Source organism: Escherichia sp. WS1152 (genome assembly GCF_046487665.1).
GTDB lineage: Bacteria > Pseudomonadota > Gammaproteobacteria > Enterobacterales > Enterobacteriaceae > Escherichia > Escherichia coli.
In genome coordinates, this window is the sequence record NZ_JBJQJA010000027.1 from 17,476 (window position 1) to 32,797 (window position 15,322).

Consider the following 15,322-nt stretch of genomic DNA (forward strand, 5'->3'; position numbering starts at 1 on the left):
AATTGTTGTGATGAGGAGATTATTGCTTAGTAAGCAAAACTAATGGAATGGTGGTGCCAATATCGCAACAAAAGGTCTGAGAAAACTTTTTTTCATTTTTTTGGAAGGCGGTCTTAAAGGCCGCGTCGGATTTCCTAAATACAGTTTTACATAAGGAACATCGTATGACTGTATTTCTCATCCTCACCGCCATCGCATATGGCATCTTTCAAACCGGCTGCATCATTCAGTTAGTAGTGAAGGGGTATCAGGGCTGGACATTATTCTGGAAAAACTATGACCGTCTCCCCCATATTTACCGTTCTCACTGGCGATATCAGAGACGCTTCATTTTCAGACGCATCTGGAAACGTATCTTCAGCCATTGATAATCTTATCGAGCGGCATCCCCAGTCCGGCCAGCCAGCACCAGGTCGTGTACACCATACTGGCCTAGCCTGATTTTCACTTCCGGATTGTCCGCTCGTTCACAGCCAGCCGGTTGGCCAGCTGGCTGTCAGTAAGGGAGATAAGTCCCCTGACCAGCTGGATTTCGTCGACTGTGGGCTTCTGCCAGTCTTCTCCGCTGACCAGCGTATAGCCATTAAATTTTTTGGCCTCGATAAGATCGCTGAAATACCCTTCGGCATCCGCATTCATAATTCATCCTCCTGAGCAGATTGCCACAGCACAGGGTTTTCCGGCGTATAATAATAGCCATGATCCAAATCCTGCTTATCCAGATATTCATTAAGCTTGCTTAGCTCATAGGCTGAATAAAAAGTACTGGAAGAGCCAACATTATACATATCGATTGTTGTCATTACATTGTCAATGTAATCAAACGAGACCTTGAAAAAGTTTAGGCTCCGATCTTGGCTGCATTTTAGCCGCTCGGGACGAGGAGAAAAAACGTCTATTCGCGGATTGAAATATGATGCAACGCCAGTAATAAAGCTGAGAGTAAAGTTATGGGATAAAGGAAGATAAATTCTGTTTTCATCTTTATAAAGACAAAAGATATTGGGTGCTATTGCGAATGCCGGTCTGGGTTCAGTGCTGTCGAAATCATGACCTGTATGAATAACCTCAATGGTATGGATACCAGCAAAAATCTTGTTTCTTAATATATTGATTTTGTCATATAGAGTTGGTTTATTCAGAATTGATAAAAGTCCAAACAAAACAAACAGCGCTCTGCTTTTATCTTCTTCGGAAGAAACTGAATTAGCAACGCGCAAAATTTTGAGATAGAAATGATCGTCCATTAACTCAGGATTTGTGTGAGGCAACTGATTTATCGAATGGATGTATTCTGATAAGTGATCCTGTATATCTGCATGGAACTGTTCAAGCATTTCATGCTTGTACGGATTTTTATTTTGTGGATTGTGCAGATTGAGCATTAACTGCATCACCGCAAAACTGGCGAGTTTCTCTACCGGAAAATCTTCCGGCTGCGTGTGACGAAGGCGTGAGAAATTGTGCTCATGAATGATATCGTTCACGATCCCGGCGGTCAGGCGTTCGTAGACACCCAGTTCGTCTTCAATATCGAAAGGCTGCCCTGTCTCAGCATCAATAAGGCGAAAGCAGTTTTTCGATACTGCCACACTGGATATTGGCAGAGGTTGCGTGTGAAGAACATTTTCTTTATCAGGCGTCATATACACGGTGTGACACCATACTCGCTGCTTTTCTTTTGCAGACAGGGCTGTGTCATCGCTGCGAAAGTTGCGTAACACCCACTGTGAAAGTACATGCTGATTTTTTGTGTAGTCCATAACATTTCTCTCTGATTAAACAGGTATACCGCATCAGAAGTCGAATTCTGTTGCCTCATCGTGACCTGCAAGTCTGACGGGTTCGGGAACATGTTTACGGCGAACGATTTTTTCCGGATAGCTGAGGAAATGCTTTTCAAAAACCCGGATAAGAGCGTCATTCCAAGTCGCCTTTATTCTTATCCGGACCTCATGCGGCTCTATGACGGTTATATTATAACGCAGGTTAGTTGAGTTATTTTCTTGAAACTTACGAAGAGACTCTCTGGAATCATCGCCGAGTTTACCAGTAGTCCATAACTCAACATTAATTTCAGCATTGGGGTATTCCCTTTTGGCATAATCGAAGAATACCGGCACCTGTTTACCAATCCATCTTTTCACATCTTCATGTTTCACTGTCGAATAGGGCTTATAACCCTTGCATTCAATAAAGGTGATTTTTGCATTTCCCTGTCGGCTCAGGACATCGCATTCTGCAGTCCCCTTCCTCTCTGACTTACATATTTTACCAACCTCAACATCATTACTGTTTATGCGCACGGTCTCAGCGACAATATATTCAAATAAATCCCCCTGAAGCTGACTGGTTACTCCGGCAATACTCTCAAGCTTGGACATGATGTCATCTATTGCGGCTATATTATCTCTTAAGCTGAGCGTTATTGAACCAACCAGATCCCGTAACTGAAAGAGTGCATCAGCAAAGTCTTTTCCGAACAGATTCTCCGGTGTCGCGGGTATTATCCCGGCACGCTTCATTTCCAGAAAAGCTTCTTCGCTGTATTCGTCGGCAACAAACATAAACAGGCATCTTGGGCTGTTCCTGAGGCTGTTTATTGAACGACATTTTGTAATAAAGGGCTGGAGGTGCACAAGACTGAGCTTACAGCCCAGAAGCATATCGCAGACAAAGAAACCAGGCCGAATTTCCCCTGACAGGGAGAACTGCAGAAGAGGATTAAGATAGGATGCAGCAGTGACGTCAAAATCAAAATTTGCCACACAGGGCGCCTGATCTGAATCGAGTTCTTCCCGTGTGCGCAGCGTGTCGTAACTGATGATACCGTTATGTCGGACCCACTGACTCAGGGATTTCATCAGAACGGACTCTGTAAGCAGCCTGGCTTTGAGGGGATGGAGCGCGCGCTGATACCCGTTATCATTTTTTTCTGTCAGGGCCACGCACTCCCCCAGACCGGGTAACGTAACGAACCTGACCATCTTGTACTGAAGCAGACCGTCCAGAACTGACTTCCATGATAATCTGTTTTTCATTGCTACTGGTGAACCGCAGGCAGAAGGAAAATGCCTGACCGGCAGGATCCCCCCGCGAGCCCGGAGGCAACTCAGGGCAAGACCGTAGGCCGACCCGGTATCAAGGAGGGCTGTATTGAGACTGGACCAGAAGCGCCCGCTACCATACTGCTGCTTCAGATAAATAAATCGTTCGCGCTTGGGGAAAAGCTTGTCAACACAGTGGATCTGCCCTGCAGAAGCCGCCCGGGAAATCTGTTTGCGCGCGGTATCACGATTAACTCCCTGGGTTTTCTGCATTTCCTCTACAAGTACAGAGCTAAGGCAAGGACCGGTTTTGCGTAACGAAGTAACTATAAGTGATGTCATCTTTTGCTCGCTTGTCACACTGCGTATTTAATAATAACAATACATTTGAGCTGCTAAACAACAAAGCCTGTGTTTTAGTTAAATAATTACAGTAATTTAAAAGACATATATAAGGCTGTTTAGATTATCTGTCACAAACCAGTGTTTCCTGAAGGAAACACTGGTACTTACAAACGTAGTATGGATGACAGGTACAACCTAAAAGATTCAGCCATCAAGCTCATGCAACTTCGTGAATTCAACGTTCACAATTTCATCGAGACAAACAGATATACCATGTCGATCAATACCGAACACTGCACCGCTATCCGGCGGCAATTTTCTAACGGACGTGTATGCGTAACTTAGCGCGGCTTCAAATGCACCTTTTTCATACTCAATATCTGCCCTGAAACAGACTATGCAGGGTTTCAGTACCTTAAGATAATGTTCTGTAAGATCCTGCCCATACTTTTTCTGGTAAGCATTGCAGACATCTTCTACCAGCTCCGGTAGCCGCAGATAATCGTGCTGCCAGAGTTTGCGGGCATGAAAATGAACCTCCTGTACAAGGTACCCGTATGGCCCCCAGTGCATTTCGTTTCTGGTGCGCGTCCGGAAGAGAGTATCAGGTACGCCAGCATGAAAATTCCACGCCTGCAATCTCTCTTTGACCACAGCGTCTGGTGCGAGATTTACCAGCATATCCATCACCAGTGACTCAGTCTGGTTCAGCGGAAGTAAACCACTGTCAAAAGTATTGTCAGCTGAAGTGCGGGTACCGTGAAACCAGTATGCGGTGGTGAACTTGCCCGGAGAACCCAGCTCCCTACATACGTACTCTCTCAGATATTGTTGAGAGTCGATCATGATGGAATGATCCGTCTCGTAAATCTGTTCAAGATCGAGAGATAACAAAACCTTTTTTAGCTCCATTACACTGCAACCAAAACCGGAGGAAAGTGAAAGCAGCGCCTGAGATCGTGAGGAGCAATCGAGAATCAACATTGTGTAAATCCCTCACAAACCCAAGACGTTAACAGCTGGGGCTCCACGGCGGGCCATATTGTCGAGCAGCAGGGTCGCATAATATTTCAGAAAGGGTAAAAGCTCCGGAGCGCTGAAGCTGGCGTAGACGTCCCCATCTCCATGGGATTCTCTGAAAACAATCCAGTCTACAAGGTGTGCATCGCTGACTGACTTTACCTGGACACAGAGATGAGCCACTGAATTCCGCATCTTATGGATCAACTCCCGCAGGTTCATTTCCGGTCCGGGCAACTGTGACTCATGTAATCCCATTTCAGCTTTAAGCTGCAACGTTAAACGGTCGGCAGGCAGGAAAGATAACGCCCTCTCTTTCGGTAACACAATAAGACCCAGAAGGCAATTCAGGGTCAACGTGTAGTTGTACTGCTCCCTGAATGGCTTGCCCTGTACCTCAATCATTTCGTTATATTGATCGATAAGCGCCAGTGTTCGCTGAACAAAATCGGTCTCAAAATCTGAATAATTTCCCATCTAACCCTCCCGTTCCGGTTCGAGAATCCACTATACCATCCGGTCAGCCTGACGGCTCTGGTACGACATTTCCGATTAAGCCGGAAACCGGATCTGCACGACGGGAAACGGGCAAATGATATGATAATTAAGAAATTCACATAAAATCATATCAGATATTATTTTTATCATTAAAAATTAAACAATATCTGATATTATCAGAAATCAAGAGCACACAAATCATGCAGGATATGATTTTTACCTATCAGAACATTATCAGATGGAGCGTGCAGGATGGATCAGGAAATGACGTTTTCACTCAGCTATGAACAACTGACCCGGTTTGCGGAAAAACGCATCCGGGAATGCAATCTGGACAGCCACGGCGTAACTTATCTCTGCGAGTCAGCCAAAGCCGGAGCCGTGCTGATCTTCTGGCATGAACTGGCCATAAATGGCTATACCTCAATGAATGCCATAAAGAGACAGGAGATCATTGACGCCGACCATCAGCGCCTCAGAAAGCTCATCTGGCCGGAGGATGACTGGAAATGACCCAGAGCCGCCGACCGTCGCCACTGCAGCGGAGAGTGCTGATTGTGCTGGCTGCCCTTGATGAAAAACGGCCAGGACCCGTGCTGACGCGGGACATAGAACGGGTGCTGGAGCGAAGCGGGGAAGCCCCGGTCTACGGGCCAAACCTGCGCGCCTCCTGCCGTCGTCTGGAGGATGCCGGCTGGCTGCGTACCCTGCGCGCTCCGAACCTGCAGCTGGCAGTGGAGCTGACGGACGCCGGCCGGGCCGTGGCACAGCCTCTGCTGCTGGCAGAACAGGACCGCATCCGGGCAGAACAGCGTGCGGCAGAAGTCGTCGTACTGCCGCTGGTCCCGGCAGCAGGTCTGCCCGCAGGCGGCACTTCTGCCACTGATCTGGCGGTGGAGCTGAACGGCATAACGTATCAGGCCTGTCGTGGGGATTTTGTGGTGCGTCTCGACGGCAGCACCTGTCTGCAGTTATGGAATAAAGAAGGCAGAGTGGTACGCCGGGAGGGCGATCCGCTGGAAGTGGCGCAGTGGCTGCAGGCCTGTCATGATGCCGGAATAGAAGTTCGTGTACAGGTTAATGAAAGCGTCACTCCGTAAAAACATGCCAGCACGGTTTACACGTCATCCCATGATGGCAGCCGGTTAACTTTCCTGCGCCACCAGTGGAAAGAGGCCATGAGCAGTCCGAACAAAAAACCACCCGTGATACTTATAATAATGGCCTCACCTGCCACCATTCCTGACGGCCCCCAGTAGATAAACCACATTGCACATCCCCAGGAAATGCCCCATAAGCTCCCCATCAACAGCGTGACCTGCCAGAACGGCATAAAGGGTAATGGCGGAAGCCGGATACCCAGCCTCCAGAGAATACGCAGAAGAGGAGGGGCATAATTGCTCCGCCACATCTTTTTGCTGTCCATCAGGGCAATGGCCCGGGCTTTTTTCTGCTCAAAGGTCACAGGAACACCTCCGTTCCATGATGTAAACGTGACACAGCTTATTGTTATTGATTATTATTATCATGCTGTGATTATGTTGTCATGCACCGGTACACTGACAAAAGAAAGGGAGAACAGGAGGCTGGCTGATAAATTTTAATCCGCGTAAGCGGGCCGTGAGGGCCGCTTACAAGCGTGTATGAGATCAGTTTGGATATTCGAAATTATTGTACGTTTAACGCACCATACATTAATGCTAATGTATGCATACATTAGCATTAATGATGAAGAAAAAGAATAACAATGGCAGTCAACCCACTTCTTTTTTGGATTTCTTAATTTTCGTCTGATAAAGCCGCTTTACCCGTTCAATTTCTGCCAGCGTTGCGGACCAGTGTAGTTCGGCGGCATGACGATATCTGGCAGCCATTTTTTCCACCATCTCCGGATTGCTGTCCGCGCTGCGGTGCTGACGCCCCTTCTCCCCAAAAACTTCAACAACCAGCCACTGGCTTCCGGTTCTGCCGAACAATGCCTTGCACAAACGTCTCACAGTCAGCGGGGTTAAATCTGGATCGGGATCGTAGGCAATGGTAGCAAAAATAAAGCGCAGCATTTCTGATGTCTTGTAACGCTTTACGCTGGCAGCCAGGCGTGCGGCACGTTGCGGTGCTTCCCAGCGGTCGTTACTGTAATTAGCCACTTCAGCCAGATAATCCTTTTCAAGTTTTTCAGCCGTGTAGCACCTGCCGCCTAAAAAAAGCCGCATGGCCTCCCTGGTTTTGTCTCTCACATATCATCCCTCATTAATGCTAATGTACGCATACATTAGCATTAACATGCTGACAGCAACAAGCGGCGGATTTACGTCCGGATAACGTAAATGATTGCGGTATACAGGCCAGGCGGTCAGATTTCCAGCCGTGCCTGTTCCTGCAGCAGTTCCAGATGATATGCAGCAATAGCGTTTACCACCCCTGCCGTCATCCGTGCGTCGGCGATCGCTGAGTGTGCCAGCCCTTCCCAGGTCAGTCCGGCCTGGCTGGCAGCACTGGCCAGTGAAATCGTGCCATAGCGGTTGGTGGCCCCATAATATCCTGCTGCCAGCTCCATCGCACAATATACCGTCATTTCTTCCAGCCAGTCAGCCGGATCGCTATGTGCGGCAGCAGTCTGTTTCAGAATGCGGATGTCGAACCGGGCATTAAAGATAATTACTGGTCGGCCCCCGATAGCATGACGCAGTTGCCGCGCCACATCTGTCCATGATGGTGCGCCGCAGAGAGCCTGCTCACTGATACCATGCACGGCGGCGGCCTGCGCCCCGATGGCGACCGTGGGCTTCAGCCTGGTTTCAAATACCACCTGACCGGCCGCATCGGTCAGGCCGATTTCCAGGGCTTCCGCGGTATTATCCAGTCCTGTCGTTTCAGTATCCAGAAAGAGTGGTGCCAGACTCAGCCAGTCATATGCCTGCCGTGCCATCCGGCCACTGGTGCTGTTTAGTCGGGATAAAACGGAAAGCCGCTGGCCAGCCAGCTGTTGTTTACTCGTCAGAGGGCGTTTCTCACGCATCGGAACACAGTCTGCAATTCGGTATACAGCGAACCTGCCACCATAACTATTTTTATACCACTTAACCGGCTCAGCACCGGGGGCTGGCTTCATTCTGAATTCATCGCGCAGACGTCCTTTCGAGAAACACCTGTCTTCGGCAATCGCCTGCGCACGTCTGGTGACCAGCTCATCATTATTCATGGTTCTTGCATCTCCGTCAGACGTTTTTATATCCGGACAGCCCCTCTATGGCCACTTCTGTGCAGTATGCAATACTCGCAGGATATACACTTTTCCCCACTGGCTGTCGACCTCATAAACCAGAACAAAATGCGGGTGAATAACCAGTTCCCGGGTACCTTCCACACGACCGTTGCGGCCTTTATACGGCTGCCCGGCCAGGCTGCTGGCTGAATAACCAATCCGTTCGTCCAGTTCAATGGCAGCCATCAGGTTCTGCTCCGCAATGTACTCACGAATGCGCTTCCTGTCCTGGCTGGCCAGCATGGTCCAGAATATCTCCATCATTTACCGGCAACCTTCCTGCTCATTTCATCCCGCCATGCTGCAGCAGAGGATTCGACCATGTCATGGGGAAGCACATCGCCGTGCTCGAGTTGCTGACGTCCTGCCGCAACCTGGTCACGGAACCAGGTATTATGCTGCCGTTCAACGGTCTGGCGCATAAAATCCCGGATTAACTGGGAGCCATTACGGTCCATGCTTTTTGCAGCGGCCATAAAAGCATCCTTCAGTTCAGCGTCGATTCTTAAACTCATATTAACCTGTGCCATTTATCACCTCGTCATTACTACGTATATACACAGTATATAACGATTCAGATATCGTCACCAGGATATGCCGCGTCAGCGGCATGGAAGGCGGCACTCTGTTGTTGCATATGACACAGGAGTAAAACCGCCGAAGCCCGGCGTAAGCCGGTACGGACTGATAGATTTCACCTTACCCATCCCCAGCCCTGCCAGACCATACCCGCTTTCAGCCATGAGAGAGCTTCTGTGCGCGGTCGGAGTGGTCCCGACGAGGGTTTACCCGAAGTCGGGGCGTATCTCCGCGTTAGCGGGCCGTCAGGGCCGCTTACGAGCGTGTACTGAGAACTTCCAGCCAGAAGACTGACAGCAATGATAATGTAGTTACAACATTCATAATTAAAAGCGACTCTGTTCCGGCCCGAAGGGCCGGGGCGGGGCCGCTTTTCAGTTATGAGGGAGGGGCTTTGTGGTTTCAGTTCTGCGCGGGACCGGGGTTTTCCTGGTGGTTGTATTTGAGTGTTGTAACTAAAATGGCTCCGGTTGGGGCCCGACGCTTGCGGTGGGAGGTGCATATCTGTCTGTCCACAGGACAGGCAGTGAACAGGTTTTCTTTTTAAATGAATGTAATTAAGTAGTTTAAAGGAGATATAAACAGGTGTTTAAAAGATACATTGCACCCTGTAAGGCTGGCGGATGGCGCTTTATGACATGAACGGTTGTAACCTTATGGGGAAGTCCCTTGCAGTTAAATGTGGATAAGCAAAATTCCTCGTCTGTGAGGCGTGTTTTGTATCAAAAACAGGAGGGACCGGATGCACCTGAAGGTGGATGATGAGGTTGTTTTTTGTATGCGGTGCTGTTTTTTTGTTCGCCGACAGGCTTCAGGCGTGCAGATGCCTCCGGTGCGGGCCGGATTATTCAGAGGAGGTCACTTTCAGGGGGAAGCTGTGGCCAGCCGGCTGTAATTACGGTTACGTGACAGAATCATGCGATCTTTCACACGACGCTCCACTTCGCGTTTTACCGCCTCACGATTGGCAGTGAAGCGCCCTTCCGAGATTTCACGCGTCAGCTGCCGTTTCACCAGGGTGACGATATCCTGACGTTCCCTGTTCGCATCACGACGCGCACGGGCACGCTTTATTCCACGGGACTTAAGCTCTGTCTGGTAACTGCGGAAACGCTCACGCACAAAACGCCAGGCTTTCGCTATCAGTTCATCCATACCCAGGGTATCCAGTCCCTGCTTTTTGCGCTGTCTGTTTTCCCATTCAACACGACTGCGGCGCGCAGCAACCACTGCATCCTCAGACACATCAAGGGCGGCAAATAGCGCCGGTGTGAACGTGATATCGGTCGGAATGTAGCACCCGATAAGCGGATCATATTCCGTCTGGTAGGTAATCAGTCCCAGCTCTGCAAGGAACGTCAAGGCTCGGGTGGCCCGGGTGATGGAGAGTTTTCCGGCAGCAGACTCCGTCGCCAGTCCGCACTCAATGGCCAGCGTAGTGATGGAGCACTGGACGCGGTTGGCCAGCGGGTCATAGTGAAAACACAGCCCCTGCAGCAGCGCATCAATAGCCCGGCGACGCAGTACCGGTGGCATGCGCCGACGCAGTCCCTTCGAACGAGCATGTGCCACATGAATGGCGAAATCAAAACGGGAGGTGAAGCCCACCGCCTTTTCCATCAGTTTTTCGCAGAACTTCAGCGTTCCGGCACCTTCACGGGGTGTGAACACCGGATTCGGGTTTTTAACCTGTGAATAGTATTTTTGAAGGAGATCAGCCATGTCCCCCTCCAACACTATTCCCCCTCCTACGGGCGGCAACTAGCTCGTCTGGGCCGACACGTAAAGTTTCGAACATATCTGGTCTGAACCAGATGGTTCCTCCATCAAAAGCGATGAGATGAAGATCATTATCAAGAGTTTTGAGGGCTCTCCAAACACGAGTGTATGAACCTCCACTACAAACTGAAAGCTCTTTAACAGATAAGTTAACTTTGTTCGTATCAGGGATGTAGTGTGCGCACATTACTTGTACGAGGGAAACATAAAAACTAACCATCGACGCGCTGATTTTATTTTTACGTTTGCCATGCGCTATTACAAGCAAACCTCTGATGAAGATCAGATGCTTGAAGGAGTCAAAATGAGCCCTTTTCTGGAGAAGGCTGCAAAACGGGTGAGGATACTTGCTGGAATCAATGTGAAGATCTGATTCAATCCCACCCGCTATTACTGAATGTGTTTCATGATTAGCCACACCATCCTGCACTTACAATGCACAGAAGGAGTGAGCACAGAAAGAAGTCTTGAACTTTTCCGGGCATATAACTATACTCCCCGCATAGCTGAATTGTTGGCTATACGGTTTAAGTGGATCCCGGTAATCTTCTCCTCGTCGCCAAACTAGATGAAGATTATCGGGGTTTTTGCTTTTCTGGCTCCTGTAAATCCACATCAGAACCAGTTCCCTGCCACCTTATGGCGTGGCCAGCCACAAAATTCCTTAAACGATCAGCAATCTATCACTCACGCCTGAGATAAGCAAGAATGTGAATATTTACAAAGTCGCTCTGCGTTTCAGCTCTGATTCAATCAGTTTTTCAAGCATCTGCGCCTGGGTAATACCTTCCTCATCTGCCAGTTCACTCAGCCTGTCTTTTAACCGGGCCTGGATAACCGCATGAAAAGCCTTATGAGTGTTGCTTCTGCGAGCTAGAGAAGCCCTTTGCCTCTCTCTGGCCGGAACAGGGTTACCTTTCCGGTATGCACGCTTGTTACCTGATGAGGAAGTCACTGCATTTTCTGTCTGCGACATCTCGCCCCCTCAATATTTAAACAGGGATCGTTTCGCAGAGGATACTACAGTTTTTTGAAATCAGCGACTTGAGAATTGTGACAATGATCTGTGTTGGCGCACAAATCATGTCTGATTACGACCGTTTAATGTGATTTTGATAATGAAATGACTGAAAAGCAGGAAATGCCTGAACCTGGGTGCCGGCCCCGGGCGGGACCGGCTGTTTCTGGCATGTCGGGTGTCTGCCCCTGAAATACCTCACACTTCCGGAAAGCGGGGACTTCCGTCCCCGCCCGGCAGCTTACTTCCGTGCTTCGTAGGCCAGAGTTACCTGCACCACTGTATTTCCCCTGTGAATATTCAGCTCACATAACCGTTCCCTGAATATCAGTGAAAAACACAACACCGTAGCGCACACGGCGAGCAACCCGATAAGGGCATATTTCGTCATAAACTTTGACCTCTCTGCAAGGAAGAGGCTACAATCAGTAGTGTTAAGGTACTTCATGCAGACCTCACGAGTTAATGGATTAACAAGTGGGGTCTTCGCATTTCTGGTACCTGCGTCTTGCCTGAACCAGAAAGGCTCAGACACCCGCCGCGATAATACCACATTCCCTGTTGCTTAATAACTGCCACCACTGGCGCGATCAGATATTGGTTGTCTGGAGATTCAGGGTCCAACCTAACTTGAGCCAGCTATAGCGCGAAACCGTAAATTATTGTTCGTATGCTCCCGCTGGTCCAGAATGGGAATTCCCTCTGTCTGATGTTGAGCAGTCATGGAGAATTGAAACTTGTTTAAGACTTTGGCAGCCTACTGTTTTTAATACACCCAATAAGGTATGAAGATGAAACCAGGTAAGTTGTTAGCCGCCGCTACCGTTTTAACGATAACTGCATGTGCTGGAAAGGTTGAAAAAGACCCGCAATATGTAGCCGCAGAGAAATGTGCAGATTTAGTTATCATAAAATCAAGAGCTCTGGCAGAGAAAGGCATAAGTGGTAAATACGTACTAACATCAAAACTCCGTACAACTTCGACGTCTGATGGCCCATTCACATCAACAAAAATCAGAGGCATTCCATATGCAACCTCTACGTTCCTCGACAATGGTAATGAGGGGAGTGCCTGGAGAAAATGTATGGGGCAGAAATTGTAAGCATGAGTTGTTCCCCAAAAGGATTTTGGGGGTGTTAAAAATAGTTTACATTTCCAGTTAAGATTCAGTGCGAAACACTTTTCCCGCAAGTATCTGTGTGCCACAAATTATATTAATCAGAGTCTTATGGGGTTCAACTTATTCAAACCGTAAGTTTCTGCACAGACTTTCCTGCTGGCCCAGTACACGAACAACCTGCCCATAAATATCTGCAGACAATACCGGCTATGAAAAGATAAATAATACCAGTGGAATATATTCCCTCATGTTATTCTCCATATCAAATAAATGGCACCTGTATTTCAGGCATCCTGAATATTGCAGCACACATTGAATAACACCTTATTTTGTGAAATAAATCACAAAATATAAAATCACGACTTAATACGAAAAAAAACTCTGTGCTACTCAGAATTGTCCGGTCATACTACCCGACCGGAGATTAAAAAAGTAAATCTCATGCATTATTCAGCCTTCTGACTCCTGGAGTAATGAAGGCTGCTTTTTTCGTTACACCTTTCCCCGGCAGCCCGTCGCCATGCTTCTGCCGCTTCCATCCAGCGTCCACTGATCTCCAGAATAACGGCCCGGCTTCCGGCACGCTGCCAGCGCCAGACCTGACCGTTCCGTGAACTGTTTCTGAATCCATTCATTTTTCTGCCCCTCCCTTTTAGTCGTCAGTATTATTGTGGTAAATAATTCAGTGGACTGGCTTCCTTTCGGGTACGGAAGTTATTTCCTTTTAAGCCTTATTTCCCTGCCTCCTCTCTCTGATGGAGGCTTTTTTTTATTTCTCATCAAGCACGGCCTGAAGTTCTGCCTTTATCCGGTTCTGGCGGCGGATTTTATCCAGACGCTCTGCCGCATACGCTTCCTCCTCCTGAGAAATATGCTCCGTCACATACCCTTCCGTGTCATACCGGCAGGCACCGGCTTTCATGGCACACAGATAGCTTTCTGAACGGGTGATGGCCTTCAGCGCCCTGCGCAGTTTTTTATGCGAGAGCGGGATATTCCGCTGCGCCACGTCTTCCAGTAACACGTCCCGGATACCGCAGGCCAGAAGCCGGGGCGTGTCACCGTCAAATAATCCCGGCCACCAGGGCTTCAGGGTGTTCACGGCATCATCCAGCGTGGGCAGATTCAGATAAATGGACAGCGCCTGTCTGGCCTGCGCTTTTTTTGCCGCCAGCTCTGCTTCCCGGGCGGCTTTCTCGGCCAGCTTCTGCTTTTTCACCTTCCACTTTGGTGGCGTGGTGACATTGATGATGGTTTTCCGGCTGCGGACAAGCGTCTCCCCTTCTGTCTTCCGCTTCAGTGTCAGTACCGGTCGCTTCTGCTCTGTCATGCTGTGTTCTGCCTCTGACGAATCATCCTCTTGCGGCCAAAGATACCACACCCGTCACAGCGCCAGAACGCCCAGCACAGCCAGATGACAGGCATAGAACGTCGGGAAAAAGTCTCCGGGCCAGAAACGGGATAATAATTTCCCTGCACACGACACCAGACCAACGGTCAGCACCGTCATCACAAGGCCGGCTACAGCCGCCGCATCACTGGTGGCAAGGTTAAGCGCCGGAATCACGGCCAGCAGGCAAGCGACAAGCACCAGACGTTCCATTCTGTCTTCCGCCCGGTACAGCCGGTGGCTGACAGCCAGCATCAGCAGCCCGGCAATGCCGTAACTGGTGCCGGACAAAGGCCCCCACAGTGCCATCATGAGAATGGCCGCTGCAGTACGCCACCCACTGCGCGTTTCACACCATGTCAGCACCTGTGCCGCCACTGCAAAGGCAAACAGGATATTCCCCTCATACCAGGGAAAGCCGGCAAAGTAATACCAGAACTGGGAAAAAACTGCCCATCCCCACAGCCGGTTAATGGCCAGTTGCCGGATATGCGCATGACGGGACAGATTCAGCCCCCACACCAGGGCAAACAGCGGAAAGGCCCCGCGCCCGGCCAGAAACATCCACGACTGGTCCAGATGCAGAATACGGTTTGCATGGTCCAGAACCATCAGCACCAGTGCCACCGTTTTGATGATATCCCGCTGTCCGGGTGACCAGACCAGCAACGACTGCAACCAGGTATCGGTCCGGGCAACCAGTGAATCGTTACGTGTCGTGTTCGTGTTATCCGTTGTCATCAGCGTTTGTCTTCCTGTATCAGTCTCCACCCAGGGTTTTCTCTTTCTGCAGGTCGCGGACCATATCCCGCTCCATCTGCTGAAGTCGCTCCTGCAGCAGATTTTCCCGGGCAATTTCCCTGACAGCTTCCCGCACCCGTTGAGGTTCACGCAGTACACCCTCCGGCAGCGCGGCTTCCCGTTCAGTTATGGCAGCCCGGTCACGCTCCTGCCCGGCAATCTCCCTGACAGCCTGCTCTGTTTTGCCATCCGGCAGGTCAGGTTTGTTCTCTGCCATTTTACGGACAATTTCATCTGCGCGGCGTTCCGTTTCACGACGGATGGCCTCTTCAGCCTGCCGCTGTGCCAGCACCTCTGCCGTGACCGGTTCGCCATTTCCGGCTCCCGGCTGGACACTGTTGTCCGGGAGGCACTGTTGCAAATAGTCGGTGGTGATAAACTTATCATCCCCTTTTGCTGATGGAGCTGCACATGAACCCATTCAAAGGCCGGCATTTTCAGCGTGACATCATTCTGTGG

General features: G+C 49.6%; 23 protein-coding genes and 3 pseudogenes. 5 read left to right on the forward strand and 21 right to left on the reverse strand.

The window, feature by feature from the left end; translation table 11 throughout:
• Window positions 1-164: 164 nt before the first annotated feature.
• On the forward strand, window positions 165-368 hold the full coding sequence (locus tag ACJHW7_RS23330) for a hypothetical protein (RefSeq protein ID WP_020219159.1): 204 nt from the start codon (window positions 165-167) through the stop codon (window positions 366-368).
• Here the strand turns inward: ACJHW7_RS23330 and ACJHW7_RS23335 are convergent.
• From ACJHW7_RS23335 to ACJHW7_RS23355, 5 genes and pseudogenes are all read right to left on the reverse strand, one after another.
• Window positions 358-639 (reverse strand): annotated as a pseudogene (locus ACJHW7_RS23335) (korC). The gene ACJHW7_RS23330 and the pseudogene ACJHW7_RS23335 overlap by 11 nt on opposite strands.
• The gene (locus ACJHW7_RS23340) at window positions 636-1,763 is read right to left on the reverse strand and encodes a DUF4238 domain-containing protein (RefSeq protein WP_020219161.1); all 1,128 of its coding nucleotides are present in this window, start codon (window positions 1,761-1,763) and stop codon (window positions 636-638) included. Before ACJHW7_RS23340 ends, ACJHW7_RS23335 begins: the two are co-directional and overlap by 4 nt.
• A gap of 33 nt (window positions 1,764-1,796) precedes the next feature.
• On the reverse strand, window positions 1,797-3,389 hold the full coding sequence (locus ACJHW7_RS23345) for a hypothetical protein (protein WP_024201545.1): 1,593 nt from the start codon (window positions 3,387-3,389) through the stop codon (window positions 1,797-1,799).
• A gap of 207 nt (window positions 3,390-3,596) precedes the next feature.
• Complete coding sequence (locus tag ACJHW7_RS23350; RefSeq protein ID WP_020219164.1) at window positions 3,597-4,376, reverse strand: hypothetical protein; 780 nt, start codon at window positions 4,374-4,376, stop codon at window positions 3,597-3,599.
• Window positions 4,377-4,388: 12 nt separating this feature from the next.
• The gene (locus ACJHW7_RS23355) at window positions 4,389-4,889 is read right to left on the reverse strand and encodes a HEPN family nuclease (protein ID WP_020219165.1); all 501 of its coding nucleotides are present in this window, start codon (window positions 4,887-4,889) and stop codon (window positions 4,389-4,391) included.
• 273 nt (window positions 4,890-5,162) lie between these two features.
• On the opposite strand from ACJHW7_RS23355, the gene ACJHW7_RS23360 reads away from it, so the two are divergent.
• Both ACJHW7_RS23360 and ACJHW7_RS23365 read left to right on the forward strand, forming a co-directional pair.
• A complete protein-coding gene (locus tag ACJHW7_RS23360; protein WP_000371882.1) occupies window positions 5,163-5,423 on the forward strand; it encodes a hypothetical protein in 261 nt (86 codons plus the stop codon).
• Window positions 5,420-6,010, forward strand: coding sequence for a hypothetical protein (locus tag ACJHW7_RS23365; protein WP_020219166.1), 591 nt, complete (start codon window positions 5,420-5,422; stop codon window positions 6,008-6,010). Before ACJHW7_RS23360 ends, ACJHW7_RS23365 begins: the two co-directional genes overlap by 4 nt.
• A gap of 17 nt (window positions 6,011-6,027) precedes the next feature.
• On the opposite strand, the gene ACJHW7_RS23370 is transcribed toward ACJHW7_RS23365, so the two are convergent.
• The 9 genes from ACJHW7_RS23370 to tap form a co-directional block, all read right to left on the reverse strand.
• Entirely contained in the window at window positions 6,028-6,375 is a 348-nt protein-coding gene (locus ACJHW7_RS23370; protein ID WP_000142441.1) for a DUF6404 family protein, read from the reverse strand.
• Between the two features lie 289 nt (window positions 6,376-6,664).
• Complete coding sequence (locus ACJHW7_RS23375) at window positions 6,665-7,147, reverse strand: hypothetical protein (RefSeq protein ID WP_032182006.1); 483 nt, start codon at window positions 7,145-7,147, stop codon at window positions 6,665-6,667.
• 116 nt (window positions 7,148-7,263) lie between these two features.
• Window positions 7,264-8,112, reverse strand: a complete 849-nt coding sequence (locus ACJHW7_RS23380; RefSeq protein ID WP_020219167.1) for a 3'-5' exonuclease — start codon at window positions 8,110-8,112, stop codon at window positions 7,264-7,266.
• Between the two features lie 45 nt (window positions 8,113-8,157).
• Window positions 8,158-8,436 carry a type II toxin-antitoxin system toxin YacB gene (gene yacB, locus ACJHW7_RS23385; protein WP_001384452.1) on the reverse strand — a complete coding sequence of 93 codons (279 nt, stop codon included), beginning with the start codon at window positions 8,434-8,436 and terminating at the stop codon, window positions 8,158-8,160.
• Window positions 8,436-8,705 carry a type II toxin-antitoxin system antitoxin YacA gene (yacA, locus tag ACJHW7_RS23390; protein ID WP_000079928.1) on the reverse strand — a complete coding sequence of 90 codons (270 nt, stop codon included), beginning with the start codon at window positions 8,703-8,705 and terminating at the stop codon, window positions 8,436-8,438. The genes yacB and yacA overlap by 1 nt, the downstream gene beginning before the upstream one ends.
• Window positions 8,706-8,777: 72 nt before the next feature.
• Window positions 8,778-8,918, reverse strand: coding sequence for a hypothetical protein (locus ACJHW7_RS23395; protein WP_012512742.1), 141 nt, complete (start codon window positions 8,916-8,918; stop codon window positions 8,778-8,780).
• A 700-nt stretch (window positions 8,919-9,618) separates the two neighbouring features.
• Window positions 9,619-10,476 (reverse strand): incFII family plasmid replication initiator RepA, encoded by an 858-nt coding sequence (gene repA, locus ACJHW7_RS23400; protein ID WP_000774301.1) that lies wholly within the window; start codon window positions 10,474-10,476, stop codon window positions 9,619-9,621.
• Window positions 10,469-10,951 carry a hypothetical protein gene (locus ACJHW7_RS23405; protein WP_001443034.1) on the reverse strand — a complete coding sequence of 161 codons (483 nt, stop codon included), beginning with the start codon at window positions 10,949-10,951 and terminating at the stop codon, window positions 10,469-10,471. Before ACJHW7_RS23405 ends, repA begins: the two co-directional genes overlap by 8 nt.
• Window positions 10,944-11,018 (reverse strand): RepA leader peptide Tap, encoded by a 75-nt coding sequence (gene tap / locus ACJHW7_RS23410; protein ID WP_001442103.1) that lies wholly within the window; start codon window positions 11,016-11,018, stop codon window positions 10,944-10,946. The genes ACJHW7_RS23405 and tap overlap by 8 nt, the downstream gene beginning before the upstream one ends.
• Window positions 11,019-11,101: 83 nt before the next feature.
• On the opposite strand from tap, the gene ACJHW7_RS23415 reads away from it, so the two are divergent.
• On the forward strand, window positions 11,102-11,230 hold the full coding sequence (locus ACJHW7_RS23415; RefSeq protein WP_001345828.1) for a hypothetical protein: 129 nt from the start codon (window positions 11,102-11,104) through the stop codon (window positions 11,228-11,230).
• Between the two features lie 21 nt (window positions 11,231-11,251).
• Here ACJHW7_RS23415 and ACJHW7_RS23420 read toward each other — a convergent pair whose 3' ends face one another.
• Window positions 11,252-11,509 (reverse strand): replication regulatory protein RepA, encoded by a 258-nt coding sequence (locus tag ACJHW7_RS23420; protein ID WP_000083834.1) that lies wholly within the window; start codon window positions 11,507-11,509, stop codon window positions 11,252-11,254.
• A gap of 283 nt (window positions 11,510-11,792) precedes the next feature.
• Window positions 11,793-11,999 carry a Hok/Gef family protein gene (locus tag ACJHW7_RS23425; RefSeq protein WP_001362723.1) on the reverse strand — a complete coding sequence of 69 codons (207 nt, stop codon included), beginning with the start codon at window positions 11,997-11,999 and terminating at the stop codon, window positions 11,793-11,795.
• A gap of 343 nt (window positions 12,000-12,342) precedes the next feature.
• Between ACJHW7_RS23425 and ACJHW7_RS23430 the strand changes: the two genes are divergently transcribed.
• Window positions 12,343-12,654: a hypothetical protein gene (locus ACJHW7_RS23430; protein WP_000802277.1), complete on the forward strand. Its 312-nt coding sequence runs from the start codon at window positions 12,343-12,345 to the stop codon at window positions 12,652-12,654.
• A 180-nt stretch (window positions 12,655-12,834) separates the two neighbouring features.
• Here the strand turns inward: ACJHW7_RS23430 and ACJHW7_RS23435 are convergent.
• The 5 genes and pseudogenes from ACJHW7_RS23435 to ACJHW7_RS23455 form a co-directional block, all read right to left on the reverse strand.
• Window positions 12,835-12,921: pseudogene (locus tag ACJHW7_RS23435) on the reverse strand (endonuclease); the annotation flags it as partial.
• Window positions 12,922-13,118: 197 nt separating this feature from the next.
• The gene (locus tag ACJHW7_RS23440; RefSeq protein ID WP_001490801.1) at window positions 13,119-13,307 is read right to left on the reverse strand and encodes a hypothetical protein; all 189 of its coding nucleotides are present in this window, start codon (window positions 13,305-13,307) and stop codon (window positions 13,119-13,121) included.
• 134 nt (window positions 13,308-13,441) lie between these two features.
• The gene (locus ACJHW7_RS23445; RefSeq protein ID WP_000139310.1) at window positions 13,442-14,002 is read right to left on the reverse strand and encodes a fertility inhibition protein FinO; all 561 of its coding nucleotides are present in this window, start codon (window positions 14,000-14,002) and stop codon (window positions 13,442-13,444) included.
• 54 nt (window positions 14,003-14,056) lie between these two features.
• Window positions 14,057-14,803 carry a conjugal transfer pilus acetylase TraX gene (gene traX, locus ACJHW7_RS23450; RefSeq protein WP_000205776.1) on the reverse strand — a complete coding sequence of 249 codons (747 nt, stop codon included), beginning with the start codon at window positions 14,801-14,803 and terminating at the stop codon, window positions 14,057-14,059.
• Window positions 14,804-14,822: 19 nt separating this feature from the next.
• A pseudogene (locus ACJHW7_RS23455) lies at window positions 14,823-15,212 on the reverse strand (hypothetical protein); the annotation flags it as partial.
• Window positions 15,213-15,322: the final 110 nt, after the last annotated feature.